This window comes from Methylobacterium sp. CM6246 (assembly GCF_054818005.1).
This window is the reverse complement of record NZ_JBTXKY010000003.1, coordinates 135,329-154,374: the sequence shown is the minus strand read 5'-3', so window position 1 is coordinate 154,374 and position 19,046 is coordinate 135,329. Positions and strand designations below refer to the sequence as shown.

Here is a 19,046-nt window from a genome sequence, read left to right as displayed (position 1 = left end):
TCCGTGCTGAAGTGGGCTTAAGGGCTCGTCCCCGCGTACGGAGGTCGCCTCTTTCGGCATGACAACATGGCGCGGATTACGAAAAGCCCCACGCAGGGCTTGGCGAAATCTGTTCCTCGCGGCTACAGCATTCCCATGTCCAATAAGCTCAACGCTCTCCTCGAACGCCTGAAGGCGCACCAGCGCACGCTCATCCTGTCTATGGCCGAACATGATGGCCTGCCGGCTGGAAGCGCTCTCCGTCAGGTCGCCGAGTTGGAGAACGTCATCGCCGCGGTCGAGGCAGTTGCAGCCGAGGAAGCGGATCGAGCTCGGCGGGGCGGCCAGCCCTGAAACGACAACGGCGCAGCGACTTGGAAGGTCACTGCGCCGCTTGATCGGGCCGCCTGAGGGGGCGGAGGGCGGCCTTGAAAAGACGAGTACGCCCGATCCGATCACCGGGGCGTGCGCACCAGCACATCCAACTGCCTGTGGCTCGGATGCGACGGTGCTCGACGACCGGCTGTGGACGGCGCGGAATGCCTCCGATCGGTCAAGGTTCGAAGGCGAGCATGGCGCTCCCATCTGATCTGGCCCGCCTCATGTTCGCCCGACCTCACGCCTTCGCCCTCTATCATCGCGAGCGCTTCGCCGTGCTCCTGTCCTCGGCCCTGTTCCTGGCCGGTGCGATCCCGTTGCTCTGGGCAGTAGGCTGACCCTCCAGGCGCACGAGAAAACACCTCGGCCCCCGTTAGTAGGCGTCAGCCGGCGCCAGGGACGCCGCGGCCCCGGCGGACGAGGCTCGGTGTTCGTCCAGGGCATCGTGCCGTTCGGTCGGCGCGGGATCCTCGCGGCCTTAGTAGGACGTTCCGGACGAGGACCTTTGCAGCCTGCGTCACGCCAAGCGCGGAAGACGCGGCCATAGACACACTCATTCAGGTCATGATCGGCCCGCACGATCATGTCGGCCAGAACGCGACGTGCTTCCGCGGGATCGAACAGCGCATGGTCGAGGGCATTGAGGGTCAACTCACAAAAGGTTTGGAGTGCAGGAGAGTCGGGGGCCTTCGCGAGGGCGGTGAGGAGGGAATGTAGGGCCGCGCGGGCTACGTCGTCCCGGCTAGGCGTCCGCGTCTCACGGCGCTCGGCTTTGCGTCGTGCCTCTACCTGCGCATGAGCCTTTAGATCCTCGCCGCGGGCGCGGGGCATGCCCTTGCGCGACAGGCGGCGCCCCGGGGTCCATTCGGGCTTCTTCGGTCCTTCCTCGGGAGTGTTGTTCGGGTCGGGGTCGTGGTTCGACATGGGCGGCCTCCGTTCGAGAGGACTCCCCGTGATACGACATCGACGAAAAACCCAAACATCAGCGGGTTGGACGATCACCACGTGAGACGCCAGAACAGCCGGTGACGTTCGGTTGGTCAGAACGTGACGCTCGAGGCGTTAGGGATCCAACTCGCCATGACCGTCCGGCGAGTTGCGACGAGGTCATGGTGACCCGCGACCGGACTGGGTCCCGACACGAAAAAACACCCCAGGAGCGGGTGCTCCCAGGGTGTTGCCGACCTCGCGGCCAGATTGATCGGGCTGGGGATCCGGAGGCCGACAAGTTGTCGGCGCCTTCCGCGGCGGGGAGCGAGGAGGAGGACCAACACCTCTCGCCCGCCGGCCGCATCTCCCGGCGTTGAGGCCGGGAGCAGCGCGATCCGATACTAGTACGAGCCGAACTTGTAGTTCAGGCCGGCGCGGACGACGGCGAACTCGTCGTCGCGGCGACCGATGGCGCTGTAGGCCACCGGGACGAGGTTGGCGGCGTTGACGACCAGGGCGCCCTGGTTGCGGTTGCCGCGCTCCAGGTTGACGTACAGACCTTCGATCTTGAACGTCACGGCCGACGAGCGGAAGAAGTTCAGGAACGACTCGGTGGGGAGGGCGAACTCGACACCGCCGCCGACGGCGTAGCCGGTGCGGAAGCTGTCGTTGCCGGCGTAACCGCCGAACGAGCGGTCGGCGCTGCCCGAGCCGTAGGCGAAGCCGCCGGTGCCGTACACGAGGGTGCGGTCGAAGGCGTAGCCGAGTCGGCCGCGCACGGTGCCGAAGTAGTCGAGGCTCGACAGGCCGCGCGGGTCGGTGACGTAGTAGCCCGGGGCGACGGCGCCGTTCACGAAGGCGTTGTTCCGGCTACGGCCGAAGTCGAGGTACTGGGCGTCGGCCTCGATGCCGACGACCACGCCCGAACCCGGGGTGAACTGGACGTTGTAGCCGATCTGCGCGCCGCCGGAGAAGCCGTCCTGGCTGCGGTTGCGGAAGGTGGCGGTGGTGCCGGGAACGGCGAACGGGGCCGGGACGCCGAAGGTGGAGTTGTTCGAGCGGCTGCTGGCGTCGAAGGCGTAGCCGGCGTTGAAACCCGCGTAGAAGCCGGTCCAGGTGAACACCGGCACCGGGGTGAACACGGGCGGCGGGGCGGCGCGACGCGGCAGGTCGGCGGCGGCAGCGGCGCCGGTCAGGGCGGTGAAGGCGGCCAGGGAGGCGAGAAGCTTGGTCATCGTGTTGGGTCCGGGATTTCTATCTGACGGTAAGGCTACCGGCCCATGAGCCAAATAGCTGTAGTTTTACGGATACACCCGTCGCCGACGAGGCAAGACGGTATAGTAAATCATTTATGAAGCTGGCTTGTGGTAGAAAATTACTTCGCAATGCACAGCGCAGCGCGCCGTAACTACAACCCTACAATTTGGTTGCATCATGCAGCGGCGCTGCCCGCAAACTGTGACCCGCAAGCCACAGCCGGGATGGTGAAGCTCCTTGCCAGACGGCATTTCCCTCTAGGCTCCACGCCACATCATGCCGATCCGGCCTGAGCATACGTTCTGCCAAGCTACCGAGTTTTTCGCTTTCATCTCAGCCAACCAGTGCCGGTAGAGCAGCTCGGCTCAAACGCCGGACAACGATACTGAGCTTTGTCCTATACTTGACTATATATTCATTCAGGCAATAATTATTAATATAGAATAACAATATATACATCGATATTTAGATGCATATTCATCTTATATTTCTATTTTAAGAATAAAACGGAAATGCGAGATAGCTTGGTGATTTACATCGAAGCTATTCCAAAATTCGTTGACGAACGCCTGCCGCGACCTCTTGAAACATATCGTCTGAAACTTTCCCCAATTTTGCTGCGTCTGTAGCGAACCGAAAGTCGAGAGGTTCTGAGCTATGAGTGCAGCCATTGGGCTCCTTATCCTAGATGAATTGCAGGGTCTGAACACGAATATCCGCGCCACTTTGGAGCACATGCCGCAGTTCCACACGATTGATGAGGTGGAACTCGATGAGGCTGACATCGAACATGCAATCGTTCTGGCTTTTCTAAACGTCATCCAACTCACAGCCGGGATCGGGCGCATCTCCAAGTTGAAGGAGCGATGGCCGAAGTTTCGCATCCTCGTTGCTTTCGACGCGCTTACGGCTGGCGATCTCCAGGCGCTCCTAGTTGCTGGCGCCAGCGCCTTTGTAGGGCGTTCACAATCGTCGCGCGAAATCTGCACCGCGCTGCTCGCTCTCGCCACGGGAGCGAATTGCCTTGCTCAACCGGAGCAGAAAAACGACTTCGGGCTGACGCCGCGCGAGGCGGAGGTGCTGCGTTTTCTAATTTCTGGGTTCAGCAACAAGGACGTCGCCCGACACTTAGACCTGAGCGTGCGGACCGTAGAGACCCACCGGGTCAACTTGCGCCGCAAAACGCGAACGGGGCGGCTGAGTGATTTGGTATCACTCGCTCGCCAACTCGGGCTGCCGCCAATCACTAATGACGAAATGGGCCGGCACGGCGCCAAACGGTTCGTACCAAGAAGCGGCGACTTTTCTGGGCAGTGATCAAGGCAGCAGACAATTTGGCTCACGCTGGCGGTTCAGGGTTCGGCCAACATGGGATCTTGAGGAAGCATTAACGGTACGTGGCGGTCGCTACTGATGGCGGTAACAGGCGGCATGCGGGTATCCTGCGGCGTCGCTGCGGCTTTTACAGGCGAAGCCGAACGGCAAGCGGGCCGGCCCCTTGAGGGCTCGGCCCGCGCCATTTTGGGGTTGGCACAGACTGGCGTTTGCTTGGTCATGCAGGCTGCATAGCGATCCCTTGCCGCTACGCTTCCTTCACAACTGGTGGCACAGTCCGCCAACATGCCGATCCGGCCCGAGCACCGCTTCTTCTACCCGATCGACTGGCGCGAGCTGTCGATGGCGATCCGCTTCGGCCGGGCGCAGGGCCGCTGCGAGAGCTGTGGGCGACCGCACGGGCAGATGGTCTACCACCTCGGCGATGGGCGTTGGTGGGACGCTGAGGCCAGCCGTTGGCGCGATGGATGGGGGCGCAGGATCCGGATCAGGTCTGGCGTCGATATCCTCGGCCGCGCTCGCCAGACCCATGTCGTCCTGGCAGCCGCCCATCGCGATCACGACACGGCCAACAACGCAGACGCCAACCTCGCAGCCTTCTGCCAGCGCTGCCACATGATCCACGACCGGCCTGAGCATCAGAGGCGGCGTCGAAGAACGTTGTTTAGGCGGAAGGCCATGGGCGACCTGTTCGGCGGTCCCTACACCTAAGTCAGTGGAGCAGGCAGGCCATCCTATTGCGACTTGGTCCTGCCGCGGCTGACAGCGTCGCACAAGCCAGCCGGGGCGATCCTCCAGACGTAAAGCCCCGGATCGGCTCGCCGCGCTGAACGAGTCCCTCCGTGCGAGGTTGAGCATAGGCCAAGCCAATAAACTGGAGGAAACCTTCATGCGACAGCTCAATCTGTTGTGCGGGGCTGCGGCCTTGTCAGCCCTTACGTTCATTCCGGCCGTTGCGTTCGCTCAAGAGGGCGGCCCGTGCTCGGACGACATCGCCAAGCTGCGGCGGGATATGGACACACAGGTCGGAATGGGCGCGCCCACGTCCGAGCCGGATTACGGACAGCGTAAGGGCCCCCAGGATACGGCTGGTCAGCAGCCGGCCAGTACGACTGGCGGCACCACTAAGCCGGTGGGCACGCCAGATACGGATCGGGCGCAGCAGGGCGGAGCCTCGCGCGAGAGCGGTGGCACACCAGGCACCGTCGGCGGTGTATCGGGTCCCGTCGGCGCAGCTACGGGAACTGGGCAGGCGGACAGCATAGCGAGCGGCCGTGTAGCGACCTCACCAGATGATGTCCGCAGACAGTCGGAGAGTCGACCCACCGCCGCCGCGGCAGCTGCGAAGGGTGGGGACGCCGAGGCCTCGCCCGGCCTGTCGTCGGAGGACAAGGTTTCCCAGGCCAAGGCGGCTGTTCAGCGAGCAGTCGATCTCAACGCAAAGGGTGACCAGAGCTGCCGCGATGCTGTGAAGGAAGCGCGCAACCTGCTTCCGCACCAGCAGGGACGATAAAAACGTGAGGCGTTTACACAGGTGAGTTCGTGCGCAGTTCGCACCTGACATGATCAGCGTGCTGACGGTGCAAATCGTCGGCGTGGCCCTGCCTTCGCGTTCCTCCAAGATTGCCTGGGCAGGGCCACTTACATGTTAAGCGCGGTCGCGTATCTCAGGATCAGACGATGCAGCCAGGAGACATAAAGCCCGCTCCGGTGCGGACAAACCGCTACGGCATCATCGCGGCGGCACTTCTGCTTGCAGCGCTCGTAGTATTTGGGATCTATTTCGTCCTCATTCCTTCACCGCTGCCACCACATTGAAAGCATTGTCGGCCCTCTCTCCAGCGGGTGGTGTGCGATCGTAGGAGCAGGTTGTTACGCCGCCAGAAGCTTAACTCAAGCACCGCGGATGCTTGGCTGAGTTGGGTCCTGGGCATCCTGCTCAGTGCCTTAAACGGCAGCAGAGCGTCCCTAGTGGCCCTGACCCGGCGTCTGCAGTGTCCAGTTCCCCGCCGCACCGACTCTCACGCGACTGACCGCCCGAGGCTTCACGGGCGAACTGCAGGGAACTGGCCCGGAGAGCGCCTGCCGTCACGTGCTTGCCCGCCGCACGCCTTGCGGTGTCGCGACCACCTCGGGAGCGTTGACGGGAAGAAGGAAGGTTGTAGCAGAGGCGGTGGGGGTCATTGTCGCCGGTGTACGGGCTCGTTGAAGCCGAAAAGACCAAGCCCCCGCCATCTGCGATACAAAAAAGGCCACTCCCGTAGGAGCGGCCCGAAGTCTTGGGAGGAAACGCCCTTGGGAGGGCTGCAGAACCGCGACGCCATCGCGACCCCACATCATCGACCTACGCACCTGCATCGTAGCGAACAACCGCCTGCAGGTTGTGTCTAGCGCATAAGTAGCGATGCCCGTCGCTCTAGGTGCGCTTCCACACCATGCCTCGCACGGTCGCTGAACGCAGGGGCAACCTCGCCCAGGCCTAGATCTGTCTTCCCCTTAGCGCGCCAAGGCGTCAGCCGGGCCACCGGCGTGCTGACCGGAGTACCGGTAGGCGGGAGCCGCGCGGTAGTGGGTCACCGAGATCTCCGGCAGGAGCTCAGAAACGTTGCCAGCGTAGCCTGAGTAGGCCGAGGCCGGATACGGGCTGTGCTTGCTGTCGATGCCCTGCGCGAGGGCGGGCGTTGCGGCGGCAAGTAGGGCGGCAGCGGCGAGCAGATGCAGCTTCATGACGATCTCCATGCGTGTTCGTTTGACTTCACGGGGAAGCCATCCGGTCAGTCGGGTCGCGTGAGGAAGATCGTCGGCCTGGCGGTCTTGATCGCGGCGGCTGTGCTTGGCCGGCAGTGACCTCTCAACGGCATACTCTGCCAATCGTTCGCCGAGTTTTGTGCGCCGCCGCACAAGGCGAGAAGCTCAAAATTGGACTGTCTGCTCTGACCCGAAACGTCTGCGATAGCGGACGATCTTCGACCTCACTCGATCGAGCTTCATCGTTCGTCATACCGTCCGGCCGCAGACCCTCACCTCATGGCTCGGCCAGCTCCACCACCCGCGCGAATTCTCGTTCGACCTGATCGGCCGAGGTCGCCAGCCGCTTGTCGGCAGCCCTTCTTCGGTTCCATGTCCACAACTTGCCTTTGTGGATCGCCCTTATCCGTGGGGTGCCGGCTTTTGCCCCCTATGCTGCCGAGCAGCGCCCGGGCCGCGGACCGCCCTCCCCTTCGCAGCCACTGCAGCCACTCGCGGCTGATGATGCGGACCATGTACGGGTCGTTCTTCCGACCCTGATGGCGGCGCTCCTGGATGGTCGGCAGCCCGTCGCCCTCCGCCAGCCGGATCGCGACCTGCGCCAACTGCGGACTCACCTCAGCCCGGACGAAGGTGACATAGCCCGAGATCTTGCATAGGACGCGGACCACAAACAAGGTTTATTCTACTCCGGCTTAAAAGCCCTACTTCAGGGCGGACTACTCCCAACGGGGCCGATCAAACTCCGACATTCATTCCGAGTTCTGGCCGGAGAGCCAGGACAAGTCGCGAAGTCTAGCCGCCGTCCGCCTGCCACCGCTCCCGCGCGACGCCGAAACGACCCTGCTGCATTCAAGCGATGTCGGCTCGCATCGACTCCGGAACGTCTGTCGTTGGGTCATCGAGCGTTACGCCGAGCGGTTCGCCGCCATCTTCGACATCCTCGGCAACCATTACGCTTATAGCGGCCCACCGTGGGAGACGTGCGAGTCCCCTGCCCTTCTGCCGAACTATCAGTTCGGCGCGACGATGCAGGATGGGCGGTTAGCCGCGGCAACGCTTTGAGCCGACTTCCAGCGCGGGAATCCGGTAGTCGAGTAGGCATGCGGGACTGGGATGAACGACTTTCGCCAGATCAACGGCGCCACCGTTGAGAAGGTGAAGGAGCAACATCGCGAGCATATCGCGTTTCTGGAGGAGGCGATGCAGCCCGGCGGGATCGTGATGACGCATTTCCCGCCGTTCTGTCAGCCGATCTCTCCGGCCTACGCCACAAGCGAGGTCAACGGCTACTACGCGACCGATCTCGAGGAGATGATCCTGCGGAAGCGGGCCGCCCTATGGGTTCACGGGCATATCCACGCCGCTAGCGATTGCCGGATCAGCGAGACGAGAGTGGTCTGCAATCCCTGCGGATACGGGGGCAGGGACCACGGTCCGCTGCCGCTGCTCGACCTAGGCTAAGCACGGCATTACGTCCAAGAACCCATCTTCATTCTGCATGATCCGCACCACGCGCCCAGCAAGCCCCCTGCCCTTCTGAGTGACGCGAGCCGCTCCATTTTGCTGTTCAGCTAAACGTGTCTGGCACAGCGCGCTAAGGGCAAAGCTGGCGCAGGTGCTGGTCTGGCGATAGGCCGAACCGCACCAGTCGGTGCCGAGCAGCTCCAATCAACGAGTCGCCTCGTCATTCGTCCGACCCGTCTCGATATAGGTGATACCGAACGGCTGCATGTTTGCGCCTTCAGTCCCACGGCGGGATAGCCTGACGGCCATACCATAAGCCCTTACCCTGCCGGCGGGCGACGCTTTCGAGCGCGGAAATGACCGGATCGTTGTTGTAGCAAGCATAGTCCCAGGCGGCGCCTGCCGTCACTATCGCTTCGCTGATGTTTAGACCGCCGACCCTGGTCAGGCCGACTAGAAGTTCATAGCTGCGGCCGCGCGACTCGACGTCGACCTCCCTACCCCATACCATCGCGCGAGTGACGTCTAGCGCTTCGGTGCCGTAAGGCTGATCGATTTCCGGCGCGTCGATCTCGGTTATGCGGAGGCGTCGGCCGTCGCTGATGGTGCAGGTGTTGCCGTCGTAACAAGATTAGACGAACGCCTGGAATGCAGCTGCGGGGAACGGCGGTAGAAACAGGAGGGCGGCGAGTGTGGTTTTTACGGCCAAGGCTACCAGTTCGCCCGCGCATTTATGTCTCGTTCTCGTCCGGCCGTCCGCCCTCGAACGCCTACGCAACGATCCAATCCAATGTTAAGGCAGTCGCGGCCGTGATCAGCGGCTTCTTGGTTTCGATCGTAGTCGCCTCGCCCATGCACACACCTTGGGCCTCGTGGGAGGCGATATCTAAGCCTATCAATTAGCCGCGGCTAACAGCTCGGCGTCCGGTTAGCCGGGGCTAACGCTCAAATTCCTAGGCTGGTCCTACGTTTGCGTCCCCCGGACTCTCTGGCCAACCCCTTGTCAAGCGCCTGAGAATCGCTTCTACAGGGGTAGAAGCGCAAATCACCCGATTCTGCGCCGAAAACCGAGGCTGGCGGTGGCAGACGATACGGCGCGAAAGAGCGATTCCCAGCCGGAACTTAAGACCCTCGTCCAGCAGCATGGAGCGGACCTGTCCGCACAGCTGCTCGCCCATCACCGTAACACCTTCCCACCGGAAGCTGAAAAAACCATTCGCCCGTTCTCGCCTGCCGAGACCGCGAAGCTGCTCGGCATTCACGAATCCTACCTCCGACAGGTCGCAACCGACGCGCAGGCGGCGACAATCAAGAACGGCCGCCGGACATACTCCGTCCAGGACATCGCGGATCTCCGCCGCGCCCTTGACCACGGCCCGCGCAGCGCCCGCCGATACCTGCCGCACCGCTCCAAGAAAGAGCACATGCAGGTCATCACTGTCATGAACTTCAAGGGCGGGTCCGGGAAGACCACGACATCCGCTCATCTTGCTCAGTATCTTGCCCTACACGGTTACCGCGTCCTTGCCGTGGACCTTGACCCGCAGGCGAGCCTTTCTGCGCTGTTCGGCCATCAGCCGGAGACGCATGTCGGGCCGGGCGACACGCTATACGGGGCCATCCGGTACGAGGATCCGAAGCCGATCGCTGAGATCGTGCGCGGGACATACATCCCGGATCTCCATCTCGTGCCGGGCAATCTGGAGCTGATGGAGTTCGAACACGACACGCCGCGCGCGCTGCAAAACCGGAAGGCGGGCGACACCCTGTTCTTCGCCCGCATCGGGCAGGCGCTGGGGCAGGTCCAAAATCTGTACGATGTCGTCGTCATCGATTGCCCGCCGCAGCTGGGATACCTGACGCTGTCCGCGCTGACGGCGGCAACGGCGGTCCTGATCACCGTCCATCCGCAGATGCTCGACGTCATGTCGATGTCCCAGTTTCTCCAGATGACCGGCGACCTCCTCGACGAAGTCTCCCGGCATGGCGCGTCCACCAACTACGACTGGATGCGCTACCTCGTGACCCGGTTCGAGCCCGGCGACGGTCCGCAGAACCAGATGGTCGCGTTCCTGCGGTCCATATTCGGCGAGCACGTCCTGATCCACCCCATGCTGAAAAGCACGGCGATCTCGGATGCTGGTCTCACCAACCAGACCATCTTCGAGGTCGAGCGCAACCAGTTTACGCGTGCGACCTACGACCGAGCATTGGAGTCCGTGAACAACGTGAACGCCGAGATCGAAGCTCAGATCAGGAAGGCATGGGGGAGGGCGGCTTGAGCCGGAAAGCCCTGTTCACATCGCCACCGCCCGCGACGCCGGACGCAGCGAAACCTTCGGTCCCGGCCCAGCCGCCGAGCCGAACGCGCCCGCTCATGGGATCGGCCGGGCTGATCCCTGACGCCCAGCCGGTCGGGGCCGTCGGGAAATCACTCAGTGAGATGTCTGACCGGGCCAAGCGCGCCGAGGAGATCGAGCGCAAGCTGACGACGGGGCAGGTCATCGTCGACCTCGACCCTGACCTGATCGATCCGTCGTTCGTGTCTGACCGCATGGAAATCGCGCCGGAGGCTTTGCAGAGCCTGCGGGAGAAGATCGAGGCCCACGGCCAGCTCAACCCGATCATGGTCCGGCCGCACCCCGACGCGCCGGGCCGGTACCAGGTAGCGTTCGGGCATCGCCGTCTCCGTGCCGTGAAGGAAATCGGTCGGCAGGTCCGCGCCGTCGTCCGTGAGATGACGGACGAGGAACTGGTCATCGCGCAGGGCCAGGAGAACCACGAGCGCGAGGACTTGTCGTACATCGAGAAGTGCGTGTTCGCGTCCCGTTTGGAACAGCGCGGGTTCAGCCGGGCGACGATCATGTCTGCGCTCTCGGTCTACAAGAGCGACCTCTCGAACATGCTTTCCGTCGCGAAGATCCCCGAGGGGATCGTCGAGGCGATAGGTCCGGCTCCCGGCACAGGCCGGCGCGGGTGGATCGAATTGGCCAGTCTTGTCGACGACCACACCGTCGCGATCAACCGTGCCATCCAGAATGCCGACTTCGCTACCATGGACAGTGACAGCCGCTTCAAGGCCGTCCTGACCGCGACCAAGGCCGCGCCCGACAAGGCGAGCACCGAGGTCTGGATGTCGAAGGGCAAACCGCTCGCCAAGGTCACCTTTGGCGGGAACAAGGTCGCGCTGTCGATCGACCGGAAGAAGTCCCCTGAGTTCGCTGACTTCGTCCTGACGCGGCTGCGCGATCTTTACCAGGAGTTCGAGGCCACCCGGTCTTGATCGCCACCAACACCTAACGCGGAGCAACCGGCAAAAGAAAAAGGCCCCCAGAACGTCACCGTCCCGGAAGCCCTTCTCTGTCTTTGGCGAGCTGAGAAATCGCACTTCCGCACATCGCTGTCAATGCTCGGACGCCGTTTTGGCGAGCGGATTTCCTTTGCCCTGACGAAGGCAGGGAACATGGATCACATAACGACGCCCTTTGGGCGGCGAACACTGTCGCTTGACATAGTGGCAGCGCAGGTCGGCGCGCGCGCCGCCGAGGGCAAGGTCGCGCATAAATGGAAGACCTTCCGCGCGATTGCGGAGGCGAAGGAGGCGCTGGGCCTATCGGACCGGTCGCTGGTGGTGTTGAACGCGCTGCTGACGTGCCTGCCGGAGACGGCCATGACGGCGGGCGAGCTTGTCGTCTTCCCTTCGAACCGGGCGCTGTCGCTGCGCGCGCACGGCATGGCGGAGACAACGCTGCGGCGGCATCTCGGTGCGCTGGTTCACGCCGGGATCATCCTTCGGCGGGACAGCCCGAACGGGAAGCGGTACGCGATCAGGGGAGGGGAGGGGTTCGAGGACGCCTACGGCTTCGATCTGTCTCCCGTCCTTGCCCGCGCCAAGGAGTTCGAACGGCTGGCCGCCGAGGCCGCCGCAGACCGGCGTTCGTCCGCGCTCGCCCGGGGCCGCGTAACGATATACCGTCGCGATATCGCGGCCATGATCGCGGCCATTACTGCGGCTGGTGGCGATTGTCGGGATTATCGGGACCGCTTCGCCGACCTCTGCTACCGGCTCCCGCGCCGCGTGACGCTCGGCAGTGTCGCCCCGCTGGCGGATGCCCTTCGGCATCTAGCCGAGGATGTTGGCAAGGTGTTGGAAAGCCTCATCGAAACACAAAATCAGGACGGCAATGCCAGCCATTTCGGCGCGCATATCGAGAATTCAAAATCAGATGCTACTGTTCAACTTGAACCCGCTCCCGAGGATCAGGGTCGGGGGAGGGCGGTTAAAGACCTGCCACTGGCGCTGGTGCGACAGGCCTGTCCCGATATCCTGCTCTATGATCGGGGCGGCGTGGCGACCTGGCGCGACATGATCACGACGGCGGGGCTGGTGCGCGGGATGCTGGGGGTCAGCCCGTCGGCATGGGAGGACGCCAAGAACGCCATGGGCCCGGAGAACGCGGCGGCCGTCGTCGCCGGAATCCTGCAGCGCGCTGAGGCGATCAAAAGCCCCGGCGGCTACCTGCGCGGCCTGACGGAGAAGAGCAGGGCAGGGCAGTTCTCGCCCTGGCCCATGATGCTGGCGCTACTGCGTCAGTCGTCGCCGTCCAGTTCCCCAGGTGCATGATGCCGTAATTCGACGACATGTAGTCGCGCACCGTGCCTGCGCCCTTGCTGTAGAATTTTAAAGGCAGGGGGGCAGGCCGTCGATGAGGCAGGTACGGATACGATCAATCGCCTTGGCAAAATTGTCGCCGTCAGCCAGTTTAGCGGGATCTCGAAAGGTCGGCGAGGCGAAGACTCGCTTCGGCTTCTGCTCAATGCGGCAGCTTCAGCGGAACGGGCATCGGGACAGCCGACGATCAGCGGCCGTGCAGGAAAGCGATGAAGTCCGTCGAGGACATATCGGTGACGTTGGTCCAGCCGCGCCCCGTATCAGCTTCCCTGGCACCGGCGATCAGGTGCTTCGCCAGTTGCACGCTTTTGCGCGCGACGGCGCACTGCTTTGGCGTCGGCAGAGCGAGCTTCGCCTTCCGCTCCTGATGGACAGGGCGGGGCGTCGTGTGATCCTGTCTCGCGGTCGTGTGCTGCATGGCCATCACCCGAACATGGGACGCAGGCGCCCACAACTCTAGGATGGAGAGCTTCAGCAGCTGGGCGAGGCATGGCACGCCATATTGAGCGAGCGGAGCAGCTCGACCTTCGGCCAACCAAAAGCCGTCGTCGAAGGGGCGCTCAATGAACGTTCACTTGAACCCACGCCGTCAGAAGTCACACCCGCTGCTAAACATCATTACGGATGAGCGCGATGCGGGATCAGCATCCACAATCGAAGCTGCTCGGCCTTTGACCTTTTCACGTATCCGGGTGATCTGAAGAAGGGTCCCAGTGCGGAGACCCCATATGCCTGCCTGCTACGCCAGCCATCTAGAAGCGCCTCTAGGCATCGTTCGGCCAACGCTGCGCGATGCAGCCTTACGGATTCTTGCCGCGCATGGTCGCGACATTTCCTCCAAACCTTATCCGGTGCGCTACGCGGGCGTGGCCGGGTTCAAGGTCTTCTACTTCACGAGCGAACCCGGCGTGATCGCTCGCCGAGGACAGGGCAATTGGAGTACGCCATCAGGTCCCACACCGGACCTGATGCAGCACCTCATCGACATCGATGCTGGCGCGCACGTGCTGGGAATCGGCTGGCGCGGCGATGGCACAGTCCTCCACGACCGCTTCATCCGCGGCCCGTGGGAGTACGAGTTCCTACGTGCAGCCGGCATGACGGAAGGCATTCCGCAGATGAAACGTGTTGCACCAGCCTACCCCGGTCGCTACAGCCGGATGACATGGCCGATCGAAGAGATTGTTGGCAGTCGCCGAGGCCGGCTACACTATCCGATCACCTTCAACGTGGTGGGATACTGGACTTGCATGCCGGAGATAGCGCCAGCAGGCTCAAGCTTCGCCGATCTCGTCGCCATGGTAACGGAATGCTACGATGCGTCTCGTGCAGCGGACGGCGATGCGGATAGCAGTGTTGGCATGACTGGCTTTGGGTTCAAGGCTTGGTTAGGCGAACGCCCATTCAAAGCTGGCGCACCAACGGGTAAACCGGACATCCGCTACTGGATTGCTCCGCACGGAGGCGCGCAAGCGGCTGCAGCTCTAATGCTCCTACTGTCGAATTCGGCACGTACATCCGACCATCGTCTTTCTGGATCCGCACTAAGCCAGATTAGAAGCGTGGTACGCCTCTCATCTCGAGCGACGCTGAACATGCCGCCTGCGTCCCGGAGGTAGGAGATACCACGGCCCTTGCGGCGTTCGGGCCTGAGCAGGATGAACGGGCGGACCCGCACGTTGCTCCAGACAAGGCTGCCGGAGCGCCGCAAGATATCCGCTGGCCGGTCGGCGAATACGACACCGTACCAGGGGAGTACCCGAAGCGAAGTGGGCGGGACGGCCTACGATAGGTCGCCGCGGGCTTCATCGAGACCCAGGGTCGGATAAGGGTCCATTATCAGGCTCTGGCGCATTTTAGGGCTCTCACGTAGGAGACGCCCATGGCCGGAACGCTGATCGACCCCGCCGCCGAGGCCTACGAGGCCGCCGATGCCTTCGCCCGGCAGTCGCTATCGAAGGCGACCTTGCGCGCCTATCGCGCGGATTGGCAGCACTTCCTGGCATGGTGCCGCAGCAAGCGCCTCGCCAGTCTGCCGGCGGAGCCGCAAACGTTGGCCGCCTATCTCGCCTCCCAAGTGACCACGCACAGCAGGTCTACCATCGAGCGGCGCATCGTGGCGATCGGGCAGGCGCACAAGATCGCCGGGCACGATTGGCGCCCATCGCATCCGATCGTCCGCGCGACGCTCAAGGGTATGTTCCGGACCCACGGCCGGCCGCAGATGAAGGCCGCGGCCCTGGGACGCGAGGAGGTCGTGGCGCTTCTCTCCGCGTGCACGGGCTCGTTCGCCGCACGCCGGGACAGGACGATGTTCCTGCTCGCGTTCGCCGGCGCGCTCCGGCGCTCCGAGCTTGCCGCGATCCGCGTCGAGGACCTGCGCTTCACCCGCGAAGGCCTGCGCTTGTTCCTGCCACGCTCCAAGACCGACGGCGAGAACCGCGGCGCCGAGATCGGAATTGCACCGGGCCGAAACCCGCAGACTTGCCCTGTGGCTGCGCTCAACGCGTGGCTGAACGCGGCAGCGATCGATGCCGGTCCGGTGTTCCGGGCGATCCGTGCCGACGGCGCCTTGTCCGACACTGCGATCACACCGGACTCGATCGGCCGCATCCTGCGACGGCGCGCGGCGGCGGCCGGCCTCGACGCCGACGCCTACGAGCGGATCACGCCGCACGGCTTCCGTGCGGGCTTCATCACGGACGCCTACCGCGCCGGCGCTCGAGACGAGCACATCATGGGGCACTCGCGCCACAAAAGCCTGAAGACGATGCACGGCTACATCCGCCGGGCCAAACTGATGAGCGACAGCCCATCGAAGCTGCTGGGTCTATAGCGCGACCACGCGGCTGTGCCGCTATTGCAATCCCCTGGGATGTATCCACCCAGGATCGTGCAACACTCCCTTGTTCACACCCGTCTGGACCAGCCAGCTAACAGAAGTACCCACTAACGCGGCGAGGGCTGGCCGAAAGTCGCTCGTCTGCTTCAGAAAAGGTCCGTCAGTAAAGCGGATGGCCTACTACCGACCCACCCCGGCCGTTCGGATCGCCGCGGGCACTTCCCATAAGCTGCCGTCCAGCAACTTCGCCCTTAGGTGGAAAGCCCAAACGGGACGATTGCTTCATTGCCTACTAGCGCCCGGCCTTTCGCCTGTTAGGTTATGGAATGTCGCTGAATGCCCCGCCCGTTGTGCCTGAGTTCGACGTTTCCGATCTGGATCGATCCTTATCGTTTTACGTCGAAGCCTTGGGTTTCGAACGGCTTTTTGATCGACCCGAGGAGCGATTTGCCTACCTCGTGCGAGGTCCGGTGCATTTGATGCTCGAAGAGGCAGGTGGACCTGGGCGTCGGTTCCGGCCCGCCCCATTAGAATACCCTTACGGCAGAGGGATCAATCTTCAGATCAACGTTCCGGACGTTGACGATCTGTACGAGAGAGCAGAGCGAGCGGGCGCAGAATCTTATTTGCCACTTGAAGATCAATGGTATCGGATAAACAATAAATAGGGCGGCAACCGTCAGTTTGTCGTATCTGACCCTGATGGCTGTCTTCTCCGCTTTTTCACAGGTCTTTACAGGAGAGCCGCAGTGGCGGCGACAAAGTGATTAAAATCGCTATCCTATCATTTGCCTCGGATCGCGAACGGGTGCAACGGCGATGTCAGCTTCCCTAGATTATTACCCGGAAGCAGACTGACGCAGATCCACCCCAAGGGCTATCGGCGCCGGCGGGACATGGCCGTTTGCTGAATGGCAGCTTTGGAGTAGGCCCCTCATAGAAGCGGATGAGCTAACAGCGCGCTACCAGGATCATCGGGCATTTCTCGGCGAACCCGGATTTTGCGGCTCGGCGGTTATATCACCAGCCGCGCTTCGATCAGGTCGATTTCCCGGACGAGCCGGCGCAGGAGTACGTCGTCGATGATATGCGAGCGCCGCAGGCGGTAAAGCGCTTGACGCTCGGCCTCGATGCCCGCGAGGCGCAAACGCTTCTCCGTATTCGCAAGCTGCTGAGCGCGGCTGACATCCTGCCGCCGCTCCGAGGTGGGCGCCTCAACCCCCTCGTACCGATCCATGGCTCGGGCGCCAGCCTCGACGGCTAGGGATGCATCCGCCTGCTCCTCGACCAGGCGATGCTGCAGCGCCTCGATGGCCTTCACGGCGTCGTCACGCGCAGCGGCGCGGGCTGCGTCTTCCTCGGCATCTTGGCTGGGCTCCGGGGGCAGATGGAGCCCACGGAGCAGAGGCGGCAGGACCGTGCTCGCCAGGAGAAGGGAAGTCAGGATCACCCCCATCGCCAGCAGGATCGCGAGATCCCGAGCCGGGAACGGAGTACCGTCCTTGAGGGTCAGCGGCAAAGTGAGAATGCCTGCGAGGGTTATGGCGCCCTTCACGCCAGCCAATGTCGTGGCGGCCACGAGGCGCCAGGTCGGCCCTTCACGTTTCTCACCACGCCGCCGCGCCTTCACGAGCGTGAGTTGGAGGGAGACCCAGACCCAGACGAACCGGATCGCCATCAGTCCCAAAGTGATGACTAAGGTCCAAGTGACGAGCCAGCCCGCCCCCTGCACATCAGCCTGCTTCACCGCATGACCAAACACGTCCGGCAGCTGCTCGCCCAGGAGGACGAAGATTGAGCCGTTGGCAGCGAGCGCGACGGTGTCCCACACGGCTGTGCGGCGGACGCGGGTAGTGCCTAGGCTGCGCCCCTGGATCTCGACATAGGTCATAGCGATGCCCGCGGCGACGGCCGCCAGGATGCCGGATGCATGCAAATGCTCGGCTGCAAGATACGCACCGAACGGAGTGAGCAAGCTGAATAGGATCTGCAAGCCCGGATCTTCACCCGTGCGCCGCCGTAGGAAGTCTTGAGCCCCCATCAGTACGAACGTCGTCAGGGCACCGATGCCGAGGCCTCCGAGGGCCAGCCAGACGAAAGTTGTCGCGGCCTCAGGGAGCGAGAAGGTTCCTGTGAGAGCGGCGGCGATAGCAAAGCGCAGGCAGACGAGACCGGTTGCGTCGTTCAGGAGCGCCTCGCCTTCGAGGATATGCATCAGGCGCCGCGGTACGGGGGCCTGAGCCGCGACCGATGAGACCGCAATCGGATCGGTCGGCGACAGGACCGCCGCCAGCGCGAACGCAACCGCGAGCGGGATACCGGGGATCATGCTGTGGATCAGCGCTCCAATGCCGAACACCGTCAGGGCGACGAGACCGAGTGCTAGCGCCAGCACAGCCTTGCCATCACGGAACAGGTCGCGCTTCGGAATGCGCCATCCGTCTAGAAACAGGAGCGGCGGCAGGAAGACCAGGAAGAAGATTTCTGGATCCAGCGATGTGCTGGGCAACGGACCGAGAGCGAGCGCCACGCCAATGGCGATCTGCATCAAAGGAAGCGGCAGAGGAAGCAGGCGACCGAGGGCACCACTCACCAGAACGGACAGCAGCAAGGCCAGAACGACAGTTACGCTTTCCATTTCTCTCTTTCGGTTGGGTCGGCCCACCAGGGCTGAGGCCAGCGGCAGCCCACACGCACAGTTCGGTGCACCGATCGCCGAGCGGCAAGTGCAAGTTACGACTCGTTGAGGCATCGTCGTAGGCCAGGTCGCCAGTGGCGGAGATATCCTCCGGCCCGACGCCGCTTATGAAGCCGGCACTGGCTCGCACGTAGGCGTTCCACGTGCCGCCGGGCTCAAGGGCATCGCTCGCCCGATCGCTGCCCGCCGCGACGGCTCGGAGCCGCTTCTCCCAGTCACCGCACGCCTCCTGCGCCGCGTCCTCGTCGTCCTCGAGCTGGACGATGCCGGGATGCGCCTTCGACCACGGCAGATCGCCTCAGTCCACCGGGAAGCCCGACGCCTCGGCGATCTCGACCCAGGCGTTGCGGTCGCCCGGGTGGAACCACTCGCAGCCGAGATCGAGCGGATAGCCCCCGAGGTCCTGGGTGTGGGCGCGGCCGCCGAGACGCGGCGACGCCTCAAGCAGCAAGGTCGACGAGCCCTGAGCTGCAAGTCGCCGCGCGGTGCCGATGCCCGCGGTGCCTCCTATACAATGATAACGTCGAAGGTGTTGTCCATGGAGCCAAAGTAAAGCCAACAATGGGCTGGGACAAGCGCCGACGCTCGCGGAGAGCGGCGGCGTTCGTGCCAGTTCAACTCCATTCGGACTTACGCTCTGGGCGACTGGAGCGTCCCTTACGGGATGTCGTCACAGCCCACTGAATGACCGGGATGGGCGCAAAGCCGAACGACCGCTTTGGCGCGGGTCGGCGATCCGG

Annotated in this window: 17 protein-coding genes; 11 read left to right on the top strand and 6 right to left on the bottom strand. The window is 63.3% G+C overall.

Translation table 11 applies throughout. From position 1 onward, the window contains the following. Positions 1 to 66: 66 nt before the first annotated feature. Both ACYQPG_RS30855 and ACYQPG_RS30850 read left to right on the top strand, forming a co-directional pair. Positions 67 to 333, top strand: a complete 267-nt coding sequence (locus ACYQPG_RS30855; RefSeq protein ID WP_461232921.1) for a hypothetical protein — start codon at positions 67 to 69, stop codon at positions 331 to 333. 218 nt (positions 334 to 551) lie between these two features. After that, positions 552 to 695, top strand: coding sequence for a hypothetical protein (locus ACYQPG_RS30850; protein ID WP_461232732.1), 144 nt, complete (start codon positions 552 to 554; stop codon positions 693 to 695). Between the two features lie 993 nt (positions 696 to 1,688). Here ACYQPG_RS30850 and ACYQPG_RS30845 read toward each other — a convergent pair. Next, positions 1,689 to 2,522, bottom strand: coding sequence for an outer membrane protein (locus ACYQPG_RS30845; protein ID WP_147957816.1), 834 nt, complete (start codon positions 2,520 to 2,522; stop codon positions 1,689 to 1,691). Between the two features lie 679 nt (positions 2,523 to 3,201). Here ACYQPG_RS30845 and ACYQPG_RS30840 point away from each other — a divergent pair. Continuing rightward, a complete protein-coding gene (locus tag ACYQPG_RS30840) occupies positions 3,202 to 3,861 on the top strand; it encodes a LuxR C-terminal-related transcriptional regulator (RefSeq protein WP_461232731.1) in 660 nt (219 codons plus the stop codon). A gap of 303 nt (positions 3,862 to 4,164) precedes the next feature. Further along, complete coding sequence (locus tag ACYQPG_RS30835) at positions 4,165 to 4,590, top strand: hypothetical protein (protein ID WP_461232912.1); 426 nt, start codon at positions 4,165 to 4,167, stop codon at positions 4,588 to 4,590. A 1,785-nt stretch (positions 4,591 to 6,375) separates the two neighbouring features. Here the strand turns inward: ACYQPG_RS30835 and ACYQPG_RS30830 are convergent. After that, on the bottom strand, positions 6,376 to 6,618 hold the full coding sequence (locus ACYQPG_RS30830; RefSeq protein ID WP_461232730.1) for a hypothetical protein: 243 nt from the start codon (positions 6,616 to 6,618) through the stop codon (positions 6,376 to 6,378). Positions 6,619 to 7,743: 1,125 nt separating this feature from the next. Between ACYQPG_RS30830 and ACYQPG_RS30825 the strand changes: the two genes are divergently transcribed. Further along, positions 7,744 to 8,091 (top strand): metallophosphoesterase family protein, encoded by a 348-nt coding sequence (locus ACYQPG_RS30825; protein ID WP_461232729.1) that lies wholly within the window; start codon positions 7,744 to 7,746, stop codon positions 8,089 to 8,091. Between the two features lie 280 nt (positions 8,092 to 8,371). Here ACYQPG_RS30825 and ACYQPG_RS30820 read toward each other — a convergent pair whose 3' ends face one another. Further along, positions 8,372 to 8,674, bottom strand: coding sequence for a thermonuclease family protein (locus tag ACYQPG_RS30820; RefSeq protein ID WP_461232911.1), 303 nt, complete (start codon positions 8,672 to 8,674; stop codon positions 8,372 to 8,374). A gap of 499 nt (positions 8,675 to 9,173) precedes the next feature. On the opposite strand from ACYQPG_RS30820, the gene repA reads away from it, so the two are divergent. The 3 genes from repA (at position 9,174) to repC (ending at position 12,718) form a co-directional block, all read left to right on the top strand. Continuing rightward, positions 9,174 to 10,376: a plasmid partitioning protein RepA gene (repA, locus tag ACYQPG_RS30815; RefSeq protein ID WP_461232728.1), complete on the top strand. Its 1,203-nt coding sequence runs from the start codon at positions 9,174 to 9,176 to the stop codon at positions 10,374 to 10,376. Next, positions 10,373 to 11,377: a plasmid partitioning protein RepB gene (gene repB, locus ACYQPG_RS30810; RefSeq protein WP_461232727.1), complete on the top strand. Its 1,005-nt coding sequence runs from the start codon at positions 10,373 to 10,375 to the stop codon at positions 11,375 to 11,377. The genes repA and repB overlap by 4 nt, the downstream gene beginning before the upstream one ends. A 180-nt stretch (positions 11,378 to 11,557) precedes the next feature. After that, positions 11,558 to 12,718 (top strand): plasmid replication protein RepC, encoded by a 1,161-nt coding sequence (repC, locus tag ACYQPG_RS30805; RefSeq protein WP_461232726.1) that lies wholly within the window; start codon positions 11,558 to 11,560, stop codon positions 12,716 to 12,718. 235 nt (positions 12,719 to 12,953) lie between these two features. Here repC and ACYQPG_RS30800 read toward each other — a convergent pair whose 3' ends face one another. Next, a complete protein-coding gene (locus tag ACYQPG_RS30800) occupies positions 12,954 to 13,184 on the bottom strand; it encodes a hypothetical protein (RefSeq protein ID WP_461232725.1) in 231 nt (76 codons plus the stop codon). 310 nt (positions 13,185 to 13,494) lie between these two features. Here ACYQPG_RS30800 and ACYQPG_RS30795 point away from each other — a divergent pair, with 310 nt between their 5' ends. The 3 genes from ACYQPG_RS30795 (at position 13,495) to ACYQPG_RS30785 (ending at position 16,276) form a co-directional block, all read left to right on the top strand. Further along, on the top strand, positions 13,495 to 14,385 hold the full coding sequence (locus ACYQPG_RS30795) for a hypothetical protein (RefSeq protein ID WP_461232724.1): 891 nt from the start codon (positions 13,495 to 13,497) through the stop codon (positions 14,383 to 14,385). Between the two features lie 263 nt (positions 14,386 to 14,648). After that, positions 14,649 to 15,602 (top strand): tyrosine-type recombinase/integrase, encoded by a 954-nt coding sequence (locus ACYQPG_RS30790; protein ID WP_461232723.1) that lies wholly within the window; start codon positions 14,649 to 14,651, stop codon positions 15,600 to 15,602. Between the two features lie 332 nt (positions 15,603 to 15,934). Further along, positions 15,935 to 16,276, top strand: coding sequence for a VOC family protein (locus tag ACYQPG_RS30785; protein WP_461232722.1), 342 nt, complete (start codon positions 15,935 to 15,937; stop codon positions 16,274 to 16,276). A 347-nt stretch (positions 16,277 to 16,623) separates the two neighbouring features. Here ACYQPG_RS30785 and ACYQPG_RS30780 read toward each other — a convergent pair whose 3' ends face one another. Next, positions 16,624 to 18,246, bottom strand: coding sequence for a Na+/H+ antiporter (locus tag ACYQPG_RS30780; protein WP_461232721.1), 1,623 nt, complete (start codon positions 18,244 to 18,246; stop codon positions 16,624 to 16,626). A gap of 358 nt (positions 18,247 to 18,604) precedes the next feature. Further along, the gene (locus ACYQPG_RS30775) at positions 18,605 to 18,757 is read right to left on the bottom strand and encodes an FAD-dependent oxidoreductase (protein ID WP_461232720.1); all 153 of its coding nucleotides are present in this window, start codon (positions 18,755 to 18,757) and stop codon (positions 18,605 to 18,607) included. Positions 18,758 to 19,046 lie beyond the last annotated feature (289 nt).

What these genes read in the sequence shown, in the direction of transcription:
- ACYQPG_RS30850 (WP_461232732.1), top strand. Translation starts at nt 552, where the DNA reads ATGGCGCTCCCATCTGATCTGGCCCGCCTCATGTTCGCCCGACCTCAC.
- repC (WP_461232726.1), top strand. Translation starts at nt 11,558, where the DNA reads ATGGATCACATAACGACGCCCTTTGGGCGGCGAACACTGTCGCTTGAC.
- ACYQPG_RS30845 (WP_147957816.1), bottom strand. Translation starts at nt 2,522, where the DNA reads ATGACCAAGCTTCTCGCCTCCCTGGCCGCCTTCACCGCCCTGACCGGC.
- ACYQPG_RS30840 (WP_461232731.1), top strand. Translation starts at nt 3,202, where the DNA reads ATGAGTGCAGCCATTGGGCTCCTTATCCTAGATGAATTGCAGGGTCTG.
- ACYQPG_RS30825 (WP_461232729.1), top strand. Translation starts at nt 7,744, where the DNA reads ATGAACGACTTTCGCCAGATCAACGGCGCCACCGTTGAGAAGGTGAAG.
- ACYQPG_RS30790 (WP_461232723.1), top strand. Translation starts at nt 14,649, where the DNA reads ATGGCCGGAACGCTGATCGACCCCGCCGCCGAGGCCTACGAGGCCGCC.
- ACYQPG_RS30835 (WP_461232912.1), top strand. Translation starts at nt 4,165, where the DNA reads ATGCCGATCCGGCCCGAGCACCGCTTCTTCTACCCGATCGACTGGCGC.
- ACYQPG_RS30785 (WP_461232722.1), top strand. Translation starts at nt 15,935, where the DNA reads ATGTCGCTGAATGCCCCGCCCGTTGTGCCTGAGTTCGACGTTTCCGAT.
- ACYQPG_RS30855 (WP_461232921.1), top strand. Translation starts at nt 67, where the DNA reads ATGGCGCGGATTACGAAAAGCCCCACGCAGGGCTTGGCGAAATCTGTT.
- ACYQPG_RS30800 (WP_461232725.1), bottom strand. Translation starts at nt 13,184, where the DNA reads ATGCAGCACACGACCGCGAGACAGGATCACACGACGCCCCGCCCTGTC.
- ACYQPG_RS30795 (WP_461232724.1), top strand. Translation starts at nt 13,495, where the DNA reads ATGCCTGCCTGCTACGCCAGCCATCTAGAAGCGCCTCTAGGCATCGTT.
- ACYQPG_RS30780 (WP_461232721.1), bottom strand. Translation starts at nt 18,246, where the DNA reads ATGGAAAGCGTAACTGTCGTTCTGGCCTTGCTGCTGTCCGTTCTGGTG.
- ACYQPG_RS30830 (WP_461232730.1), bottom strand. Translation starts at nt 6,618, where the DNA reads ATGGAGATCGTCATGAAGCTGCATCTGCTCGCCGCTGCCGCCCTACTT.